This window comes from Streptomyces sp. NPDC053541, assembly GCF_044544705.1.
In the GTDB taxonomy this organism is placed as follows: Bacteria; Actinomycetota; Actinomycetes; order Streptomycetales; family Streptomycetaceae; genus Streptomyces.
Genome location: NZ_JBITXM010000002.1, coordinates 346,153 through 364,802, shown reverse-complemented (window position 1 = coordinate 364,802; position 18,650 = coordinate 346,153). Strand labels below are relative to the sequence as shown.

General features: G+C 72.7%; 19 protein-coding genes. 13 read left to right on the top strand and 6 right to left on the bottom strand.

All coding sequences use genetic code 11. The features are described from left to right. Positions 1–52 precede the first annotated feature (52 nt). Positions 53–538, bottom strand: a complete 486-nt coding sequence (locus ACIGW2_RS05785) for a MarR family winged helix-turn-helix transcriptional regulator (protein ID WP_391652560.1) — start codon at positions 536–538, stop codon at positions 53–55. Positions 539–631: 93 nt separating this feature from the next. Between ACIGW2_RS05785 and ACIGW2_RS05780 the strand changes: the two genes are divergently transcribed. Further along, complete coding sequence (locus ACIGW2_RS05780; RefSeq protein WP_399841323.1) at positions 632–1,072, top strand: MarR family winged helix-turn-helix transcriptional regulator; 441 nt, start codon at positions 632–634, stop codon at positions 1,070–1,072. A 33-nt stretch (positions 1,073–1,105) separates the two neighbouring features. On the opposite strand, the gene ACIGW2_RS05775 is transcribed toward ACIGW2_RS05780, so the two are convergent. Together ACIGW2_RS05775 and ACIGW2_RS05770 are read right to left on the bottom strand one after the other, a co-directional pair. Then, positions 1,106–1,399, bottom strand: a complete 294-nt coding sequence (locus ACIGW2_RS05775; RefSeq protein WP_361579539.1) for an MTH1187 family thiamine-binding protein — start codon at positions 1,397–1,399, stop codon at positions 1,106–1,108. Beyond that, a complete protein-coding gene (locus ACIGW2_RS05770; protein WP_356068222.1) occupies positions 1,396–1,740 on the bottom strand; it encodes a DUF3817 domain-containing protein in 345 nt (114 codons plus the stop codon). The genes ACIGW2_RS05775 and ACIGW2_RS05770 overlap by 4 nt, the downstream gene beginning before the upstream one ends. A gap of 115 nt (positions 1,741–1,855) precedes the next feature. Here ACIGW2_RS05770 and ACIGW2_RS05765 point away from each other — a divergent pair, with 115 nt between their 5' ends. From ACIGW2_RS05765 to ACIGW2_RS05750, 4 genes are all read left to right on the top strand, one after another. Further along, positions 1,856–2,494, top strand: coding sequence for an AIM24 family protein (locus tag ACIGW2_RS05765; protein WP_265864803.1), 639 nt, complete (start codon positions 1,856–1,858; stop codon positions 2,492–2,494). Then, on the top strand, positions 2,494–3,144 hold the full coding sequence (locus ACIGW2_RS05760; RefSeq protein WP_361579535.1) for an AIM24 family protein: 651 nt from the start codon (positions 2,494–2,496) through the stop codon (positions 3,142–3,144). Before ACIGW2_RS05765 ends, ACIGW2_RS05760 begins: the two co-directional genes overlap by 1 nt. Positions 3,145–3,167: 23 nt before the next feature. Then, positions 3,168–3,938: an AIM24 family protein gene (locus ACIGW2_RS05755; protein ID WP_356068288.1), complete on the top strand. Its 771-nt coding sequence runs from the start codon at positions 3,168–3,170 to the stop codon at positions 3,936–3,938. An 80-nt stretch (positions 3,939–4,018) separates the two neighbouring features. After that, positions 4,019–4,495, top strand: coding sequence for a MarR family transcriptional regulator (locus ACIGW2_RS05750; RefSeq protein ID WP_361579533.1), 477 nt, complete (start codon positions 4,019–4,021; stop codon positions 4,493–4,495). A 116-nt stretch (positions 4,496–4,611) separates the two neighbouring features. Here ACIGW2_RS05750 and meaB read toward each other — a convergent pair whose 3' ends face one another. Beyond that, positions 4,612–5,568 carry a methylmalonyl Co-A mutase-associated GTPase MeaB gene (gene meaB / locus ACIGW2_RS05745; protein ID WP_356068216.1) on the bottom strand — a complete coding sequence of 319 codons (957 nt, stop codon included), beginning with the start codon at positions 5,566–5,568 and terminating at the stop codon, positions 4,612–4,614. 25 nt (positions 5,569–5,593) lie between these two features. Beyond that, the gene (locus ACIGW2_RS05740; RefSeq protein ID WP_361579529.1) at positions 5,594–6,796 is read right to left on the bottom strand and encodes an acetyl-CoA C-acetyltransferase; all 1,203 of its coding nucleotides are present in this window, start codon (positions 6,794–6,796) and stop codon (positions 5,594–5,596) included. A gap of 137 nt (positions 6,797–6,933) precedes the next feature. On the opposite strand from ACIGW2_RS05740, the gene mce reads away from it, so the two are divergent. The 7 genes from mce (at position 6,934) to ACIGW2_RS05705 (ending at position 16,949) form a co-directional block, all read left to right on the top strand. Next, entirely contained in the window at positions 6,934–7,386 is a 453-nt protein-coding gene (gene mce, locus ACIGW2_RS05735) for a methylmalonyl-CoA epimerase (RefSeq protein WP_361579527.1), read from the top strand. A 212-nt stretch (positions 7,387–7,598) separates the two neighbouring features. Then, positions 7,599–11,957 (top strand): polarized growth protein Scy, encoded by a 4,359-nt coding sequence (gene scy, locus ACIGW2_RS05730; RefSeq protein WP_399841697.1) that lies wholly within the window; start codon positions 7,599–7,601, stop codon positions 11,955–11,957. Positions 11,958–12,071: 114 nt separating this feature from the next. After that, positions 12,072–13,007, top strand: coding sequence for a cellulose-binding protein (locus ACIGW2_RS05725; RefSeq protein ID WP_356064150.1), 936 nt, complete (start codon positions 12,072–12,074; stop codon positions 13,005–13,007). 76 nt (positions 13,008–13,083) lie between these two features. Continuing rightward, positions 13,084–14,064, top strand: a complete 981-nt coding sequence (locus tag ACIGW2_RS05720) for an ABC transporter ATP-binding protein (RefSeq protein WP_391652557.1) — start codon at positions 13,084–13,086, stop codon at positions 14,062–14,064. Between the two features lie 3 nt (positions 14,065–14,067). After that, positions 14,068–14,847, top strand: coding sequence for an ABC transporter permease subunit (locus ACIGW2_RS05715; protein ID WP_391652556.1), 780 nt, complete (start codon positions 14,068–14,070; stop codon positions 14,845–14,847). 156 nt (positions 14,848–15,003) lie between these two features. Further along, positions 15,004–16,098, top strand: coding sequence for an ABC transporter ATP-binding protein (locus ACIGW2_RS05710; RefSeq protein ID WP_391652555.1), 1,095 nt, complete (start codon positions 15,004–15,006; stop codon positions 16,096–16,098). Further along, positions 16,095–16,949, top strand: a complete 855-nt coding sequence (locus ACIGW2_RS05705; RefSeq protein ID WP_399841312.1) for an ABC transporter permease — start codon at positions 16,095–16,097, stop codon at positions 16,947–16,949. Before ACIGW2_RS05710 ends, ACIGW2_RS05705 begins: the two co-directional genes overlap by 4 nt. A 30-nt stretch (positions 16,950–16,979) precedes the next feature. Here ACIGW2_RS05705 and ACIGW2_RS05700 read toward each other — a convergent pair whose 3' ends face one another. Beyond that, on the bottom strand, positions 16,980–17,306 hold the full coding sequence (locus tag ACIGW2_RS05700; protein WP_356064136.1) for an ATP/GTP-binding protein: 327 nt from the start codon (positions 17,304–17,306) through the stop codon (positions 16,980–16,982). A 220-nt stretch (positions 17,307–17,526) separates the two neighbouring features. On the opposite strand from ACIGW2_RS05700, the gene ACIGW2_RS05695 reads away from it, so the two are divergent. Next, positions 17,527–18,561 carry an LLM class flavin-dependent oxidoreductase gene (locus ACIGW2_RS05695; RefSeq protein WP_391652553.1) on the top strand — a complete coding sequence of 345 codons (1,035 nt, stop codon included), beginning with the start codon at positions 17,527–17,529 and terminating at the stop codon, positions 18,559–18,561. Positions 18,562–18,650: the final 89 nt, after the last annotated feature.

The following is an 18,650-nucleotide window of genomic DNA, read 5'->3' as shown; positions in this document are numbered from 1 at the left end:
CCTTACGCGCAACGGGTGACGGCGGGCCCCCGGCGGCCCGCCCCACGGCCCCTCAATCCGCCTGCCCGGCACCCGAGTTGGTCTCGCGCCCGAAGCCCTCGACGAAGGCGGTGAGCAGCCGGGCGAACTCGACCCGGTCGGCCTCCGGCCAGCCCGCCATCGCCCGCGCGAACACCTGCTGCCGGAAGCGGTGGGTGCGGTCGACCCGCTCGCGGCCGTCCGCGGTCAGCGCGAGCAGCGCGCGCCGCGCGTCGGCGGGGTCGGGCCGGCGGCTGACCCAGCCCTCCTCGACCGCCCGCAGCACCAGCCGGCTGGCCCGCGGCTGGTCCACCCCGAGGGCGGCGGCGACGTCCGTGACGGAGCAGGTCCCCTCGCGGTCCTCGACGGCGTCGAGCACGCCGAAGAGCGTGGGGTCGACCGGGCGCTCCTCGCCGGGCGGGGCGAGCCGGCCGAGCGAGCGGCGGGTCTGGCTGCGACGGATGGCGACCATGGCGCGCTCGACGGCGGTGAGGGCGTCCTGCTGTTGCTTGTCGGGCATGCATGCTAGCGTACAACTGTTGTAAGAATACATGTATCGAGTGCCGCGCGGCCGGGTGGCACACCCGCGGCACGGATCCGTCAGGGGGACACCATGGAAGACGTCCGCACCCAGCGCCCGTTCGGGTACTGGCTCAAGCACATCGACCGCACGCTCGAAGGGGGCATGGCCCGCCTGTTCGCCGCCGACGGCCTGAGCCGGCGCGGCTGGCAGGTCCTGAACGCCCTCGCGTACGAGCCGGCCGCCCCGGACCGCGTCGACGAGCTGCTGGCCCCCTTCCGCTCCGCCGAGGAGCCCACCCTCCGCCCGTACGTCGACGACCTGGTCGACCGCGGCTGGGCCGCCGCCGGGCCCGGGGGCACCGTCGCCCTGACCAAGGCGGGCCGCGCCGCCCACACCCGCCTCGCGGCCCGGGTCACCGCACTGCGCACCCGCGCGACGGAGTGCCTGACCCCGGAGGAGTTCGGCACCCTGATGAGCCTGCTGCGGCGGGTCGGGGAGCACCTGGACGCGACGGAGCCCCGGACCGCGTGAGGGTCCGGGGCTCCGTGACGGGCGCTCGCGCGCTCAGCCGGCCAGGTGCCGCTCGACCGTCTCGACCTTCTTCGTCAGGCCGTCCGTGACACCGGGACGGAGGTCCGCCTTCATCACCACCGAGACGCGCGGGGCGCGCGCCTCCACGGCCGCGACGGCGCGCTTCACGACGTCCATGACCTCGTCCCACTCACCCTCGATCGAGGTGAACATGGCGTCGGTGCGGTTCGGCAGCCCGGACTCGCGCACGACCCGCACCGCGTCGGCGACGTACTCGCCGACCTCCTCCCCCACACCCAGCGGGGTCACCGAGAACGCGAGGATCATGCGTTCACCACGCCCTCGCGACGGGCGCGGGACGCGATGACCGCGGCCTCGGCCTCGCGCTTCAGCCTGCGCTCGGCGACGAAGCCGCCGAAGGGCAGCACGGAGAGGACGAAGTAGAGCGCGGCGGTGCCGAAGCTCCACTTGGTCTTGTTCCAGGCGTCCAGCCAGAAGAGGACGTAGACGACGAAGAGGATGCCGTGGACCGCGCCCATCACCGGCACCGCGTTGAAGTCCGTCGTCCGCTTGAGCACCGAGCAGACGAGCAGCAGCAGGAACGAGACGGCTTCCGGTGCGGAGACGAGCCGGAGCCGGTGCAGGGAGGAGGCGGTCTTGATGTCCACGGGAGGGGTCACCTTCGTTCGGATCCTGGATCTTGTGAACGGATGCACAAGGGCCGTTCCATTGTGCACGGCGACTTTGCTGTCTCTTTATCCGGGGCCCCAGTACCTTCCTTCCGTGGCAACGTTCCGACTCCAGGGCAGCAAAGTGCTCGCCGTGACCATGACCGGTGACGCCGTGAAGGCGAAGAACGGGTCGATGGTGGCGTACGACGGGCAGATGGCCTTCAAGAAGATGTCCGGCGGCGGTGAGGGCCTGCGCGGGATGGTGACGCGCCGGCTGACCGGTGAGCAGATGGAGGTGATGGAGGTCCGCGGGCAGGGCACCTGCTGGTTCGCCGACCGCGCCTCCGAGATCAACCTCGTGCAGCTGCACGGCGACAAGCTGTGGGTGGAGGCGAGCAATCTGCTCTGCACCGACGCCGGGCTGCGCACCGGCACCACCTTCACCGGGCTGCGCGGCGGCGCGACCGGCAACGGGCTGTTCACGACGACCGTGGAGGGCACCGGCCAGGCCGCGATCATGTCGGACGGTCCGGCGGTGGTGCTCCGGGTGAGCCCGCAGTACCCGCTGTCGGTCGACCCCGGCGCGTACATCGCGCACCAGGGCAACCTCCAGCAGAGCTTCCAGTCCGGTGTGACCTTCCGCACCTTCCTGGGCGAGGGCGGCGGCGAGGCCTTCCAGATCCGCTTCGAAGGTGACGGACTCGTGTACGTCCAGCCGTCCGAGCGGAACACGATCGGGGGCGACGTCTGATGCCGTTCCGGGAGATCAACTCCAAGATGGTCGAGGCCACGGTGATCCCGGGGCAGCGGCTCTTCAGCCAGCGCGGCGCGATGCTCGCGTACCGCGGCGAGGTCACTTTCACGCCGAACATCGCCGGCGGCCAGGGCGGCCTCATGTCGATGATCGGGCGCCGGGTGGCCGGTGAGGCGACGCCGCTGATGACCGTCGAGGGCAGCGGCACCGTGATGTTCGGGCACGGCGGCCACCACATCCAGGTGATCGCGCTGACCGGCGACACCCTCTACGTGGAGGCGGACCGGCTGCTCGCCTTCGACGGCACCCTGGAGCAGGGCACGATGTTCATGGGCTCGCAGGGCGGCGTGATGGGCCTGGTGCGCGGCCAGGTCACCGGCCAGGGCCTGTTCACCACGACCCTCAAGGGCCACGGCTCGGTGGCCGTGATGGCGCACGGCGGGGTGATCGAGCTGCCGATCACGCCGGGCCGTCCGGTGCACGTCGACCCGCAGGCGTACGTGGCGCACCACGGCGACGTGCGCAACAAGCTGTCCACCGCGCTGGGCTGGCGCGACATGGTGGGCCGCGGCTCGGGCGAGGCGTTCCAGCTGGAGCTGAGCGGCAGTGGCGCGGTCTACGTCCAGGCCTCGGAGGAGAAGCTGTGAGCACCCCTGTGATCCACGACCCGATGTCGCTGCCCTCGGACGACAACGTCAATCCGTACACCTTCTGCGTGGAGTTGAAGGGCTCCCAGTGGTTCCTGCAGAAGGGGAAGATGATCGCCTACTACGGGCGGATCGAGTTCAACGGGATCGGGCACGGCCGGCTCGACCGGCTGGTGCGGACCTCGTTCCACTCGCCGCTGCACGCGAGCGACTGGGTGGTGGCGGAGGGCAGCGGCAAGATGCTGCTGGCCGACCGGGCCTTCGACGTGAACTCGTACGACCTGGACGAGGGCAATCTGACGATCCGTTCGGGGAACCTGCTGGCCTACCAGCCCTCGCTGGCGCTGAAGCAGTCGATCGTGCCGGGCTTCGTGACGCTGATCGGCACGGGCAAGTTCGTGGCGGCGTCCAACGGTCCGGTGGTGTTCATGGAGCCGCCGCTGCGGGTGGACCCGCAGGCGCTGGTCGGCTGGGCGGACTGCCCGTCCCCCTGTCACCATTACGATCACGGGTACCTGACCGGCGTGATGGGCGGTGTGCGCGCCCTCACGGGCATCGGCGGCTCGTCGGGCGAGGAGCACCAGTTCGAGTTCGTGGGCGCGGGTACGGTGCTGCTGCAGTCCACGGAGCTGCTGATGCCGGAGCGGGAGATCGGCGCGCCGGGGGCGGGTCCGGGCGTGCCGGGTGCCGGTCACGGGGTGCCGGGGGCGCACGGTTCCGGCCAGGGACCGCTGGGTTCGGTACCGCGCCTTCCCGGACAGCTGGGAGACCTGCAGCGTCGCTTCGGTCTGTGAGCGGTAGTCTGCGGAGCGTGACGCCTCGAACACACTCCCAGAACTCGTCAAGTATTCAACTTCTTAGGTAGAATCCATACATGGAGACCGAGACCGCCACCCCCTGGCTCACCGACGCGGAGCAGTGCGCCTGGCGCACCTACCTGGACGTCAACAGAATGCTGACGTACCAGATGGAGAAGGACCTCCAGCCCTTCGGCCTGACGATGAACGACTACGAGATCCTCGTGAACCTCTCGGAGTCGGCGGAGCGGCGGCTGCGCATGAGCGACCTGGCCGCCGCCACCCTGCAGTCCAAGAGCCGGCTCTCCCACCAGATCACCCGGATGGAGAACGCCGGCCTGGTGCGCCGGGAGAACTGCGAGTCCGACCGGCGCGGGCTCTACGCCGTGCTCACGGACGAGGGCATGGCCACCATGCACAAGGTCGCCCCGCACCACGTCGCCTCGGTGCGCCGGCACTTCATCGACCAGATCGGCCCGGAGGCGCTCACCGACCTCCACGACTCGCTCAAGCCGGTGGCGGAGCAGCTGCGCGGCCTGCGCGGCAAGCCGTAGGCCGCACCTCCCGCCCCCGGACCCGCGCCTCCCGACCGGACCCGCGTCACGACCGTACGGGAAGGGCCCGGCACCTGAACCAGGTGCCGGGCCCTCTCCGTCGGTGCGCCGCCGGCTCAGTGGCCGGTCAGGCTCGCGATCAGTTCGTCGGAGGCCGCGTACGGGTCGAGCTCGCCGGCCGTGATGCGCTCCGCGAGCGCGTCGAGCCGGCGGTCGCCGCGCAGGTCGCCGATCCGCTCCCGCAGGGCCGTGACGGCGATCGTCTCGACCTCTCGGGCGGCCCGGGCCCGCCGGCGCTCCGCGAGCACCCCGTGCTCCTCCATCCAGGCGCGGTGCTTCTCCAGGGCCTCCACGACCTCGTCGACGCCCTCGCCGCGGGCGGCCACGGTCTTGACGATCGGGGGCCGCCAGTCGCCGGGCGCGCGGGCCTCGCCGAGGCCCAGCATGTGGTTGAGCTCGCGGGCGGTGGCGTCCGCGCCGTCCCGGTCGGCCTTGTTGACCACGTACACGTCGCCGATCTCCAGGATGCCCGCCTTGGCGGCCTGGATGCCGTCGCCCATGCCCGGGGCGAGGAGCACCACCGAGGTGTCGGCCTGGGAGGCGATCTCCACCTCCGACTGGCCGACGCCGACGGTCTCCACCAGGATCACCTCGCAGCCGGCCGCGTCCAGGACCCGGATGGCCTGCGGGGCGGCCCAGGCGAGGCCGCCGAGGTGCCCGCGGGTCGCCATCGAGCGGATGTAGACCCCCGGGTCGGAGGCGTGCTCCGACATCCGCACCCGGTCGCCGAGCAGCGCCCCGCCGCTGAACGGCGAGGACGGGTCGACGGCGAGCACGCCGACCCGCTTGCCGGCCCGGCGGTACGCGGCCACCAGCGCCGAGGTCGAGGTCGACTTGCCGACGCCGGGCGAGCCGGTCAGGCCCACCACGTAGGCGTTGCCGGTCAGCGGGGCCAGCGCCGCCATCACCTCGCGCAGCTGCGGGGACGCCCCCTCCACCAGCGAGATCAGCCGGGCCACGGCGCGCGGCCGGCCCTCCCGTGCCTGGTCGACCAGTGCGGGGACGTCCACCATGTGCGCTGCTCCTTGAGGTGACGGATTACTTGCCGGGGACCTTCACGATCAGGGCGTCGCCCTGGCCGCCGCCGCCGCACAGGGCCGCCGCGCCCACGCCGCCGCCGCGGCGCTTGAGCTCCAGGGCCAGGTGCAGCACCACGCGGGCGCCGGACATGCCGATGGGGTGGCCGAGCGCGATGGCGCCGCCGTTGACGTTCACCTTTTCGGAGGTGACGCCGAGGTCCTTCATTGACTGGTGGGCGACGGCGGCGAAGGCCTCGTTGATCTCGATCAGGTCGAGGTCGGCGACCTCCAGGCCCTCCTTCTTGAGGGCGTGCAGGATCGCGTTGGACGGCTGCGACTGGAGCGAGTTGTCCGGGCCGGCCACGTTGCCGTGGGCGCCGATCTCGGCGATCCACTCCAGGCCCAGCTCCTCGGCCTTGGCCTTGCTCATCACGACCACGGCGGCGGCGCCGTCGGAGATCTGCGAGGAGGTGCCGGCGGTGATGGTGCCGTCCTTGGCGAAGGCCGGGCGCAGCTTGCCGAGGGACTCGACGGTGGTCTCGGCGCGGATGCCCTCGTCCTGGGAGAAGACGACCGGCTCGCCCTTGCGCTGCGGGATCTCGACCGGGGTGATCTCGGCCTCGAAGATGCCGTTCTTCTGGGCGGCGGCGGCGCGCTGGTGCGACAGGGCGGCGATCTCGTCCTGGACGTCGCGCGGGATGCCCAGGCGGGTGTTGTGCTTCTCCGTGGACTCGCCCATCGCGATGCCCTCGAACGAGTCGGTGAGGCCGTCGTGCGCCATGGCGTCGAGCATCTCGATGGCGCCGTACTTGTAGCCCTCGCGGGACTTCGGCAGCAGGTGCGGGGCGTTCGTCATGGACTCCTGGCCGCCGGCCACGACGATGTCGAACTCGCCCGCGCGGATCAGCTGGTCCGCCAGCGCGATGGCGTCCAGGCCCGACAGACACACCTTGTTGATGGTGAGGGCGGGCACGTTCATCGGGATGCCGGCCTTGACGGCGGCCTGGCGGGCGGGGATCTGCCCGGCGCCCGCCTGGAGCACCTGGCCCATGATCACGTACTGCACCTGGTCGCCGCCGATGCCGGCCCGGTCCAGGGCCGCCTTGATGGCGAATCCGCCCAGGTCGGCGCCCGAGAAGGACTTGAGCGAGCCGAGCAGGCGGCCCATGGGCGTGCGGGCGCCCGCGACGATCACTGAGGTGGTACCGGTCGTTCCAGACATGAGGCACGGCCCCTTGGGATGAGGAGTGAACGAGGGTTTACCGCCAATGTACTGAGCCGTGGCGCACCGGGTCACCGGCCTGCCGGTGTGACGGCGCGCACGTTGCGTAACCATCCCTTCGGCGCTGCACTGGAGGCATGCTGACGCGTATCGACCACATCGGGATCGCCTGCCGGAACCTCGACGAGACCGTGGAGTTCTACCGGGCGACCTACGGCTTCGAGGTGTTCCACGAGGAGGTCAACGAGGAGCAGGGCGTGCGCGAGGCCATGCTCAAGATCAACGAGACCTCCGACGGCGGCGCCTCCTACCTCCAGCTCCTGGAGCCCACCCGCGAGGACTCCGCCGTGGGCAAGTGGCTGGCCAAGAACGGCGAGGGCGTCCACCACATCGCCTTCGGCACCGCGGACGTCGACGGCGACGCCGAGGCCATCCGCGGCAAGGGCGTGCGGGTGCTCTACGACGAGCCGCGGATCGGCTCGATGGGATCCCGGATCACCTTCCTCCACCCCAAGGACTGCCACGGCGTCCTGACGGAACTGGTCACCTCGGCACCGTCCGCGGCTGACCACTCCTCAGCGGAGCACTGACCTCCGGATTCCCGGCCCGGTAGAGTGGGCAACTCCGGGCCGGGGCCGGTCGGGGCCGTCCGCGCGCGGCTGCGAAGTCGGGATGTCGGGGTCGTCCGATCTGCCACGATTCCCCGGGGGGCCGTTCTGTCCGGTGAACGGTCGTCGGAAAGTCGCGACCAGGGTTAGGGGTCTCCCCTGCTCGCAGAGCTCGGGGAAGGATGGACCGCGCAGTGCGGGGCTACGAACGCCAGGAGAGCCACCGAGCTGAAGACGACCATCTCTCGCGGTTCGAAGCCGAGATGGACCGGCTGAAGAAGGAGCGAGAGAAGGCCGTCCAGCACGCGGAGGACCTCGGCTACCAGGTCGAGGTGTTGCGCGCCAAGCTCCACGAGGCGCGCCGCACCATCGCGTCCAGGCCCGCGTACGACAGCGCGGACATCGGCTACCAGGCCGAACAGCTGCTGCGCAACGCGCAGATGCAGGCCGAGCAGATGCGCCAGGACGCCGAGCGCGAACTGCGCGAGGCCCGCGCCCAGACGCAGCGGATCCTCCAGGAGCACGCCGAGCAGCAGGCCCGGCTCCAGGCCGAGCTCCACAACGAGGCCGTGCAGCGCCGCCAGCAGCTCGACCAGGAGCTGAACGAGCGCCGGCAGACCGTCGAGGCCCACGTCAACGAGAACGTGGCCTGGGCCGAACAGCTGCGCGCCCGCACCGAGTCCCAGGCCCGCCGCCTCCTGGAGGAGTCCCGCACCGAGGCCGAGCAGGCGCTGGCCGCCGCCCGCGCCGAGGCCACCCGGATCGCCGAGGAGACCCGCCGCCGGGCCGGCACCGAGGCGGAGACCGCGCGCGCCGAGGCCGAAGCGATTCTGCTGCGCGCCCGCAAGGACGCCGAGCGGATGCTGGCCGCCGCCTCCAGCCAGGCCGAGGAGGCCACCAGCCACGCCGAGCGGCTGCGCAGCAGCACCACCGCCGAGACCGACCAGGCCCGCCGCGAGGCCGCCGAGCTGTCCCGTACGGCCGAGGTGCGCGTCCAGGAGGCCGAGCTCAGGCTGCGCGAGGCCCGGGTCGAGGCCGAGCGCACCCTCGCCGAGGCCAAGGAGGCCGCCGCCAAGCAGCTGGCGAGCGCCGAGTCGGTCAACGAGCAGCGCACCCGCACCGCCAAGGCCGAGATCGCCCGGCTCGTCGGCGAGGCCACCAAGGAGGCCGAGGCCCTCAAGGAGCAGGCCGAGGAGCAGCTGCGCGAGGCCACCGCGGCGGCCGAGAAGCTGGTCTCGGAGGCGTCCGAGAAGGCCCGTACGGTCGCCGCCGAGGAGTCCGCCGCCGCGCTCGCCAAGGCCGCGCGCAGCGCCGAGGAGGTCCTGACCAAGGCCTCCGCGGACGCCCAGGAGACCACCCGCAAGGCCGCCGAGGAGGCCGAGCGGATCCGCCGCGAGGCCGAGGCCGAGGCCGACCGGCTGCGGTCCACCGCCGAGGAGCAGGCCGACGAGCTGCTCGGTTCGGCGAAGGACGACACCAAGGAGTACCGCGCCAAGACGGTCGAGCTGCAGGAGGAGGCCCGCCGGCTGCGCGGCGAGGCCGAGCAGCTGCGCGCCGAGGCGATCGCCGAGGGCGAGCGGATCCGCGGCGAGGCCCGGCGCGAGGCCGTCGGCCAGATCGAGGAGGCGGCGAAGACCGCCGAGGAGCTGCTGACCAAGGCCCGCACCGACGCCGACGAGCTGCGCGGCAGCGCGAGCGCGGAGAGCGAGCGGGTGCGCTCCGAGGCCATGGAGCGGGCGCAGACCCTGCGCGCCCAGGCCGAGGAGACCCTGGAGCGCACCCGGGCCGAGGCCGAGCGGCTGCGCGCCGAGGCCGAGGAGCAGGCGGAGGCGCTCCGGGCCGCCGCCGACCGCGAGGCGGCCGAGACCCGCGAGGAGGCCGCGCGGGCCGCCGCGGCCCGCCGTGCCGAGGCCGCCGAGGAGCTGACCCGGCTGCACGACGAGGCCGAGGCCAAGCTCGCCTCGGCCGGCGAGGAGCTGACCGACGCCCGCGCCGAGGGCGAGCGGATCCGGCGCGAGGCCGCCGAGGAGACCGAGCGGCTGCGCGCCGAGGCCGCCGAGCGGATCCGGACCCTCCAGGCCCAGGCCGAGAAGGAGGCCGAGCGGCTGCGCGCCGAGGCCGCCGCCGACGCGACCACGACCCGGACCGAGGCCGAGTCGGCCGCCGGCGCGCTGCGCGCCGAGGCCGAGACGGAGGCCGAGCGGCTCCGGTCCGAGGCCCAGGAGACCGCCGACCGGGTGCGCGCCGAGGCCGCCGCCGCGGCCGAGCGGGTCGCCCAGGAGGCCGCCGAGGCGCTGGCCGCCGCCCAGGAGGAGGCCAACCGGCGCCGCCGGGAGGCCGAGGAGACCCTGGAGTCGGCGCGCGGCGAGGCCGGCCGGGAGCGCGAACTCGCCCGCGAGCAGAGCGAGGAGCTGCTCGCCGCCGCCCGCAAGCGGGTCGAGGAGGCCCAGGCCGAGGCGCACCGCCTGGTCGAGGAGGCGGACGCCCGCGCCACCGAGATGGTGTCGGCGGCCGAGACCACCGCGCAGGAGGTGCGGGACTCGGTCGCGGGCCTGCGCGAGACGGCCGAGGAGGAGATCGCCGGGCTGCGCAGTGCCGCCGAGCACGCGGCCGAGCGCACCCGCACGGAGGCACAGGAGGAGGCGGACCGGGTCCGCGCCGACGCGTACGAGGAGCGGGAGCGCGCGTCCGAGGACGCGGCCCGGGTCCGCGAGCGGGCCCAGGAGGAGTCCGAGGCCGCCAAGGCGCTGGCCGAGCGGACGGTCACGGACGCGCTCGCCGAGTCGGAGAAGCTGCGCGCGGACACCGCCGAGTACGCGCAGCGGGTACGGACCGAGGCGACGGACGCGCTGGCCTCGGCCGAGCAGGACGCCGCCCGCACCCGCGCGGACGCCCGCGAGGACGCCAACCGCATTCGTTCCGAGGCGGCCGCGCAGGCCGAGACCGTGGTGGGCGAGGCCCGCGCGGAGGCCGAGCGGATCGGCGCCGAGGCGGAGCAGGTCCTCGACGAGGCCCGCAAGGCGGCCGACAAGCGGCGCGCCGACGCCGCCGAACAGGCCGACACCCTGGTCCGCGAGGCGACGGCGGAGGCGGAGCGGCTCACCGCGGACGCGGAGCGGCTCAAGGTCGAGGCCGAGCAGGTCAAGGCCGAGGGCGAGGCCGAGGCGGAGGCGCTGCGGGCGGCCGCCCGGGCCGACGGCGAGCAGGTCCTGGACGAGGCCCGCAAGGCCGCGGACAAGCGGCGCGCGGACGCCGCCGAGCAGGCCGACACCCTGGTCGGTGAGGCGAGCGCCGAGGCCGAGCGGATCGTCACCGAGGCGACGGAGCTGCTGGACGCGGCCGAGCAGGAGGCGCAGCGGATCCGTACCGAGTCCGAGCAGGTCAAGGTGGACGGCGAGGCGCACGCGCAGGCACTGCGCAGTGCCGCGCTCGCGGACGCCGACCGGATCCTGGACGAGGCCCGCAAGGCCGCGGACAAGCGGCGCGCCGACGCGGCCGAGCAGGCCGACACCCTGGTGGGCGAGGCCCGCGCGGAGGCCGAGCGGATCGCCGCCGAGGCGGAGCAGGTCCTCGACGAGGCCCGCGAGGCCGCCGACAAGCGGCGCGCCGACGCCGCCGAACAGGCCGACACCCTGGTCGGCGAGGCGACGGCCGAGGCCGAGCGGATCGCCGCCGAGGCGGCCCGGGTCAGGGCGGACGCCGAGGCGGCGGCCGAGGAGATGCGCTCCGAGGCGCGCGCGGAGGCCGACCGCACGCTCGACGAGGCCCGCGAGGCGGGCGCGAAGAAGCGCGCGGACGCCGCCGAGCAGGCCGACCAGCTGATCGCCAAGGCCCAGGAGGAGGCGCTGCGCGCCACCACCGAGGCCGAGGAGCAGGCGGACACCATGGTGGGCGCGGCCCGCAAGGAGGCCGAGCGGATCGTCGCCGAGGCCACCATCGAGGGCAACTCCCTGGTGGAGAAGGCCCGGACGGACGCCGACGAGCTGCTGGTCGGCGCGCGCTCGGACGCGACCGCGATAAGGGAGCGGGCGGAGGAGCTGCGCGGCCGGATCGAGGGCGAGATCGAGGAGCTGCACGAGCGGGCGCGGCGCGAGACGGCCGAGCAGATGAAGACGGCCGGCGAGCGCGTGGACAAGCTGGTGAAGGCCGCCGAGGAACAGCGCGCGGACGCCGAGGAGAAGGCCAGGCAGCTGGTGTCGGAGGCGACTTCGGAGGCGAGCAAGGTCCGGATCGCCGCGGTGAAGAAGGCCGAGGCGCTGCTCAAGGAGGCCGAGCAGAAGAAGGCCTCGCTGGTCGCGGAGGCGGAGCGGATCAAGGCCGAGGCCGAGCGGGAGGCCGAGCGGACCGTCGCCGAGGGCAAGCGCGAGCTGGACGTCCTGGTGCGCCGGCGGGAGAACATCAATGCCGAGATCTCCCGTGTCCAGGACGTTCTGGAGGCGTTGGAGTCTTTCGAGACCCCGTCGGCCGGCGGGAAGTCCGACGGCCGGGACGGGGTGAAGGCGGGCGCTTCGACGGGGTCCACCCGATCGGGGGGCAAGTCCTCCGGGAGCTAGCCACTCAAAAGGCTGGACATTCTCCAGATCAAACGGGCATACGCTCGATGACACGCCGCTTCGACCCCTAGGATTCCCCCTAACACCTCACCGGTCTCATTCGACAGGAACCCCATGAGCGACACTTCCTCCCCCTTCGGCTTCGAGCTCGTGCGGCGTGGTTACGACCGCGGTCAGGTGGACGACCGCATTACCAAGCTCGTCGCCGACCGTGACAGTGCTCTGGCCCGAATCACCTCTCTGGAAAAGCGCATCGAGGAGCTGCACCTCGAGACGCAGAACGCCCAGGCCCAGGTCTCCGACGCCGAGCCGTCGTACGCCGGTCTCGGCGCGCGCGTCGAGAAGATCCTCCGGCTGGCCGAGGAGGAGGCGAAGGACCTGCGCGAGGAGGCCCGTCGCGCCGCCGAACAGCACCGTGAGCTCGCCGAGTCGGCGGCCCAGCAGGTCCGCAACGACGCCGAGGCGTTCGCGGCCGAGCGCAAGGCCAAGGCCGAGGACGAGGGCGTCCGGATCGTCGAGAAGGCCCAGGGCGAGGCCAACTCGCTGCGCGCCGAGGCGCAGAAGGACGCGCAGTCGAAGCGCGAGGAGGCGGACGCCCTCTTCGAGGAGACCCGCGCCAAGGCCGCCCAGGCCGCCGCGGACTTCGAGACCAACCTGGCCAAGCGCCGCGAGCAGTCCGAGCGCGACCTGGCCTCCCGTCAGGCCAAGGCCGAGAAGCGCCTCGCGGAGATCGAGCACCGCGCCGAGCAGCTGCGCCTGGAGGCGGAGAAGCTGCGCACGGACGCCGAGCGCCGGGCCCGCCAGACCGTGGAGACCGCGCAGCGCCAGGCCGAGGACATCGTGGCCGACGCGAACGCCAAGGCGGACCGGATCCGTTCGGAATCGGAGCGCGAGCTGGCGGCGCTGACGAACCGCCGCGACTCGATCAACGCGCAGCTGACCAACGTCCGCGAGATGCTGGCCACGCTGACCGGTGCCGCGGTGGCGGCGGCCGGCTCGCCGATCGACGACGAGCGCACCGCGGGCGTCCCGGCCCAGCAGACCCGCTGAGCCCGGCCCCACACCCGTACGAGACCCCCCGTCACTCCGGTGGCGGGGGGTTTCGCGTGCCCTTAGGTTGGTACGCATGATCGAGCTGGAGGGCCTCACCAAGCGCTACGGAGCGAAGACGGCGGTCGACCACCTCAGCTTCACCGTGCGGCCCGGGATGATCACCGGCTTCCTCGGTCCGAACGGGGCGGGCAAGTCGACGACGATGCGGATGATGCTCGACCTGGACAACCCGACGAGCGGCACGGTCCGGATCGACGGCAAGCACTACCGGGAGCTCCAGGAGCCGCTGAAGTACATCGGCGCCCTGCTGGACGCCAAGGCGATGCACGGCGGGCGCTCCGCGTACAACAACCTGCTGTGTCTGGCGCAGTCCAACCGGATTCCGGAGCAGCGGGTCGCCGAGGTGCTCGACCTGGTGGGTCTGACGCCGGTGGCGCGGAAGAAGTCGAAGGGCTTCTCGCTCGGTATGGGCCAGCGGCTGGGAATCGCCTCGGCGCTGCTGGGCGATCCGGAGATCCTGATGTTCGACGAACCCGTCAATGGTCTGGACCCCGAGGGAATTCACTGGATCCGCAATCTCATGAAGGCGCTGGCCGCCGAGGGCCGGACGATCTTCGTTTCCAGTCATCTGATGAGTGAAATGGCGCTGACGGCCGATCACCTGATCGTCATCGGGCAGGGAAAGCTGCTCGCGGACACCTCGATGGCCGATTTCATCCAGCAGAATTCCCGGAGTTACGTGCGGCTGCGCTCGCCGCAGCGGGAGCGCCTCCTCGACGTGCTGCACGCCAATGGTTTCGTCGCCGTCGAGGTCGGCGGCGGGGCCCTGGAGGTGGACGGCGCGACCACGGAGAAGCTGGGCGAGCTGGCGGCCTCGCAGCAGATCGTGCTGCACGAGCTGAGCGCCCAGCAGGCCTCGTTGGAGGAGGCCTTCATGCAGATGACGGCGGCGGCGGTGGAGTACCACGCGCACGGCACGGACGCGCGGGGCGGCGGCCCCGGAGGCAGCGGGCCGGCCGGGCCGCGCTGGGGCGAGAGCTACGAGGGGGTCTGATCCATGGCGGCGGCATCCGCGGTCCTGCGCTCGGAGTGGACGAAGATCCGCACCGTCTCGTCGACGGTGTGGACGCTCGCGAGCGCGCTGGTGGTGACGGTGGCGATGAGCGCCGCGCTGTCCGCGCTGTTCCGGTCCACCTTCGACGACCTGTCCGAGCTGGAACGGGAGACCTTCGACCCGACCTTCGTGAGCTTCTCCGGGATGGTGCTCGGTCAGCTGGCGATGGTGGTGTTCGGGGTGCTCGTGGTGGGCACCGAGTACTCCTCGGGCATGATCCGCACCTCGCTGGCGGCCGTCCCTCAGCGGGCCGCCTTCCTCTTCTCGAAGATCGCGGTGGCCGGCGCCCTCGCGCTGGTGGTCGGTCTGGTCACCAGCTTCCTGTCCTTCTTCCTGGGGCAGGCGCTGCTCGGCGAGCACCGCACCACGCTCGGCGCGGACAATGTGCTGCGGGCGGTGGTCGGGGCCGGCCTCTACATGGCCCTGATCGCCCTGTTCTCGATGGGCGTGGCCACGATGCTGCGCTCCTCGCTGCTGTCGCTGGGCATCCTCGTGCCGTTCTTCTTCCTGATCTCGCAGATCCTGTCGGCGGTGCCGAAGGCCAAGGAGGTCGCCCGCTACTTCCCGGACCAGGCCGGCTCGAAGATCATGCAGGTGGTGCCGGACGCGCTGGGCTCGGAGAAGGCACCGTACGGGCCGTGGGGCGGCCTCGGCATCATGGTGCTGTGGGTGGCGGTGGCGCTGCTCGGCGGCTATCTGGTCCTGAAGCGGCGCGATGCCTGACCGGTCCCTGACTTTTCCCCGAACCGACCCCTAGGTCTCGATTCCGCTTCGGCGGAACCGTAAACGGCTGGATAAGCTCTTCGCTCGTACGGGGGGCTCCGGCCGCCGGCCTGGACGCCCCGACGACGCGACCTGACCTGTCGATGGGGCTGGAGAATGATCGAGGCAGTCGGCCTGACCAAGCGCTACGGCGCGAAGACGGCCGTGGACAACCTTTCCTTCCAGGTGAGACCCGGCCATGTCACGGGCTTCCTGGGCCCCAACGGCTCGGGCAAGTCGACCACCATGCGCATGATCCTCGGTCTGGACATGCCCAGCTCCGGCCATGTGACGATCGGCGGGCACCCCTTCCGGCAGCTGCCGAACGCGCCCCGGCAGGTCGGCGCGCTGCTCGACGCGAAGGCCGTGCACGGCGGGCGCAGCGCCCGCAACCACCTGCTCTCGCTCGCCCAGCTGGCCGGCATCCCGGCCCAGCGGGTCGACGAGGTGCTCGGTGTCGTCGGCCTCCAGGAGGTGGCGAAGCGCCGCTCCAAGGGCTTCTCGCTCGGCATGGGCCAGCGCCTCGGCATCGCGGCGGCGCTGCTCGGCGACCCGCAGGTGCTGCTCTTCGACGAGCCGGTCAACGGCCTGGACCCCGAGGGCATCCTCTGGGTGCGCAACCTGATGAAGAAGCTGGCCGCCGAGGGCCGGACCGTCTTCGTCTCCAGCCATCTGATGAGCGAGATGGCGCTGACCGCCGACCACCTCATCGTGATCGGCCGCGGCCGGCTGCTCGCGGACATGAGCGTCAAGGACTTCATCTCGGCGAACTCGGCGGACTTCGCCCGGGTGCGCACCCCGCAGACCGAGCCGCAGCAGCGCGAGAAGCTGACCGCCGTGCTCACCGAGGCGGGCGGCCGGGTGCTCTCGGAGCCGGACGGAGCGCTGCGGGTGACCGGCCTGCCGCTCCCCCGGATCAGCGACCTGGCGCACGAGGCGGACGTCCGGCTGTGGGAGCTCTCCCCGCACCAGGCCTCCCTGGAGGAGGCGTACATGCGGATGACCCAGGGCGCCGTGGACTACCGCTCCACCGACGACCGGCTCGCGCACCTCCAGCCGCCGCTGCCGCCGCACCAGCTGCCGCCGGACCCGCAGGCGCAGTACGTGGTCCCGGAGGTGCCGCAGCAGGGCTGGTACGCCCCGCCGCCGCCCGGTCAGAACCCGTACGCGCAGGAGCCCCCGAGCCGGCCGAACCCCGAGGACCCCCGATGAGCAGCCCCACGCCGATGAGCGGACCGACGACGAGCGGCCCGACGCCCGGCCCGTACGCCTACGTCTCCCCCATCCCGGTCCGCCGGGCGCACCTCGGTGACGCGCTCGCCTCGGAGTGGACCAAGATCCGCTCGGTGCGCTCCACGATGTGGACGCTGGGGGTGATGGTGCTGCTGCTGCTCGGCATCGGGCTCGCGGTCGGCGCGATCGCCGCCGCCTCGACGCCGGAGATGTCCGAGGAGCCGGTGCTGGGGCTCGGCTTCTTCGGGATGCTGCCGGCCTCGATCTGTGTGATCACGCTGGGCGTGCTGACCATCAGCTCCGAGTACGGCACGGGCATGATCCGCACCACGCTGACCGCGTGCCCGAGCCGCGGCCGGGTCCTCGCGGCGAAGGCGATCGTCTTCTTCGTGCTGGTCTTCTCGCTGGTGACGCTGCTCGCGGCGGTGGTCGGCGCAGCGCAGGTGGCGATGGTCGAGGCGGTCGAGCCGTCCGGCGGCGAGTGGCTGCGGTCCACCGTGGGCGCCGGGCTCTTCCTGTCGCTGCTCGGGCTGCTGGCGATGGGCGTCGGCGCGATCGTGCGGCACTCGGCGGGCGCCATCACCGTGATGATCGGTGTGCTGCTGCTGCCGCTGGTGGCCGCGATGTTCATGTTCTCGGAAGCGCTGCGCTCGGTGCAGGAGGCACTGCTGACGTACGCGCTGCCCTCGCAGATGATCGCGCTCTACAGCGAGACCGCCCCGTTCGACGGCAGGGGCCCGGCCGGCTGGGAGCCGGTGCTGATCCTGTTCGGACTGACGGCGGCCGTGCTCGGCGGCGCGTTCGCGCTGCTCGGCAGCCGGGACGTCTGAGACCGTCCGGCGCCGGACGGCGGCGCCCGCTCAGTAGCGGGGCGCGTTGCGGGACCGCTGCACCCGGGTGGTGCGGCGGTCCTTCGCGTTCCAGCAGGCCTTGTGCCAGTGCCGGCGGTCGTCGACGCCGCCGTACTCGGGCCAGGCCACCAGGTGCGGGGCGCCCGGCGGGATCGGCTGGTCGCAGCCGGGGCAGCGGTAGTGCTTGCCGGGCGCGCTGGCGCCGGCCACGTGGCGCACGTACCACTCCTCGCCCTGCCAGGTCTCGGTGCTCTGCACACCGCCGTACCGGTCGCCCTGCTCGACCGGGCGGTCGGGCTTCGCGCCGCCTCGGGGGCGGTTGTGGCGCGGGGACACTTCGGCACCTCGCTCGGGCTCGGGGACACGGACGGTTCCGTCCAGCGTACGGGCCGCGACGGGGTGGCCCGGCACGGGGCCGGTGGCGGATCAACGGAAAATCGCAAGAACTTCATGCGGGGCCGTTGCCTTTGGCACGTGTCAGACGTTGATGCCGGTACGAGGGGGCGCGGGCCACGTCCGCGAGGGAGACCGCGCCGGCCGCGAGGAGGCAGAAGCGATGCGCGTGGGTACGTTCGTGCTGGCCGCCCAGTTCCCCGGGCAGGGCCAGGGTGAGGCACTGCACCGGGCGGTGCGGAGCGCCGAGGTCGCCGAGGAGGCGGGCCTCGACTCGGTCTGGCTGGCCGAGCACCACTTCGTGCCGTACGGGGTGTGTCCCTCGGCCGTGACCCTGGCCGCCCTGCTGCTCGGCAGGACCCGCCGGATCAGGGTGGGCACGGCGGTCAGCGTGCTGCCCAGTGTCCACCCGGTGGCGCTCGGCGAGCAGGCCGCGCTGCTGCACGTGACCTCGGGCGGGCGGTTCACCCTCGGGGTGGGCCGCGGCGGCCCGTGGATCGACCTGGAGGTGTTCGGCGCGGGCCTCGCCGCGTACGAGAAGGGCTTCCCCGAGTCCCTCGACCTGCTGCTGCGCTGGCTCACCGAGCCCCGCGTGGGGGTCGAAGGCGAGCGGTTCTCCTTCCGCGAGGTGGCGGTCGTGCCGCGTCCCGGCGAGCTGATCGGCGGTCCGGCGGCCCCGGAGGTCGTGGTCGCCTGCACCTCCAGGAGCAGCGTGGAGCTGGCGGCCGCGCGCGGGCTGCCGATGCTGCTCGGCATGCACTGCGGGGACGAGGAGAAGGCCGAGATGGTGGCCTGCTGGACGCGGGCGGCGCGGGCGGCCGGGCACCGCCCGGACGAGATCGCCCGGATCGGCGCGGGCCATGTCTCGGCGGGCGTGGTCCAGCTGGCGGACCGGCCGGAGGAGGCCTCGGAGGCCCTGGTGAAGGCGATGCCGGGCTGGCTGAAACAGGGTCTCGACGCCCATGTGACGGTGGACGGGCGCTTCCGCTCGATGCGCGACCCCGTGGCGTACACGGAGCTGCTCTGCGGGCTGCACCCGGTGGGCACCCCCCGGCTCGCGGCGGACCGGCTCGCGGCGACGGCGGAGCGCACGGGCATCACCCGCTTCGCGCTGCTCGCCGAGGGTTCCGGCGACCTGGCGGCCACGGAGGAGAACCTGCGGCGGCTCGGCTCCGAGGTGCTTCCGCTGCTCGTCTGACATGTCCTGCGAGGTGACTCCCGGGGGTGCCGACCGTGCCGCCGCTTCCGCGATCAGTGACGCTCTCCCGCGACGCGGAGCGACGGCAC

Coding starts and splice junctions, on each gene's coding strand:
- ACIGW2_RS05740 (WP_361579529.1), bottom strand. CDS start 6,796: ATGTCTGGAACGACCGGTACCACCTCAGTGATCGTCGCGGGCGCCCGC.
- ACIGW2_RS05755 (WP_356068288.1), top strand. CDS start 3,168: ATGTCGCTGCCCTCGGACGACAACGTCAATCCGTACACCTTCTGCGTG.
- ACIGW2_RS05710 (WP_391652555.1), top strand. CDS start 15,004: ATGATCGAGGCAGTCGGCCTGACCAAGCGCTACGGCGCGAAGACGGCC.
- ACIGW2_RS05705 (WP_399841312.1), top strand. CDS start 16,095: ATGAGCAGCCCCACGCCGATGAGCGGACCGACGACGAGCGGCCCGACG.
- meaB (WP_356068216.1), bottom strand. CDS start 5,568: ATGGTGGACGTCCCCGCACTGGTCGACCAGGCACGGGAGGGCCGGCCG.
- ACIGW2_RS05750 (WP_361579533.1), top strand. CDS start 4,019: ATGGAGACCGAGACCGCCACCCCCTGGCTCACCGACGCGGAGCAGTGC.
- ACIGW2_RS05785 (WP_391652560.1), bottom strand. CDS start 538: ATGCCCGACAAGCAACAGCAGGACGCCCTCACCGCCGTCGAGCGCGCC.
- mce (WP_361579527.1), top strand. CDS start 6,934: ATGCTGACGCGTATCGACCACATCGGGATCGCCTGCCGGAACCTCGAC.
- ACIGW2_RS05720 (WP_391652557.1), top strand. CDS start 13,084: ATGATCGAGCTGGAGGGCCTCACCAAGCGCTACGGAGCGAAGACGGCG.
- ACIGW2_RS05775 (WP_361579539.1), bottom strand. CDS start 1,399: ATGATCCTCGCGTTCTCGGTGACCCCGCTGGGTGTGGGGGAGGAGGTC.
- ACIGW2_RS05725 (WP_356064150.1), top strand. CDS start 12,072: ATGAGCGACACTTCCTCCCCCTTCGGCTTCGAGCTCGTGCGGCGTGGT.
- ACIGW2_RS05760 (WP_361579535.1), top strand. CDS start 2,494: ATGCCGTTCCGGGAGATCAACTCCAAGATGGTCGAGGCCACGGTGATC.
- ACIGW2_RS05780 (WP_399841323.1), top strand. CDS start 632: ATGGAAGACGTCCGCACCCAGCGCCCGTTCGGGTACTGGCTCAAGCAC.
- ACIGW2_RS05715 (WP_391652556.1), top strand. CDS start 14,068: ATGGCGGCGGCATCCGCGGTCCTGCGCTCGGAGTGGACGAAGATCCGC.
- ACIGW2_RS05695 (WP_391652553.1), top strand. CDS start 17,527: ATGCGCGTGGGTACGTTCGTGCTGGCCGCCCAGTTCCCCGGGCAGGGC.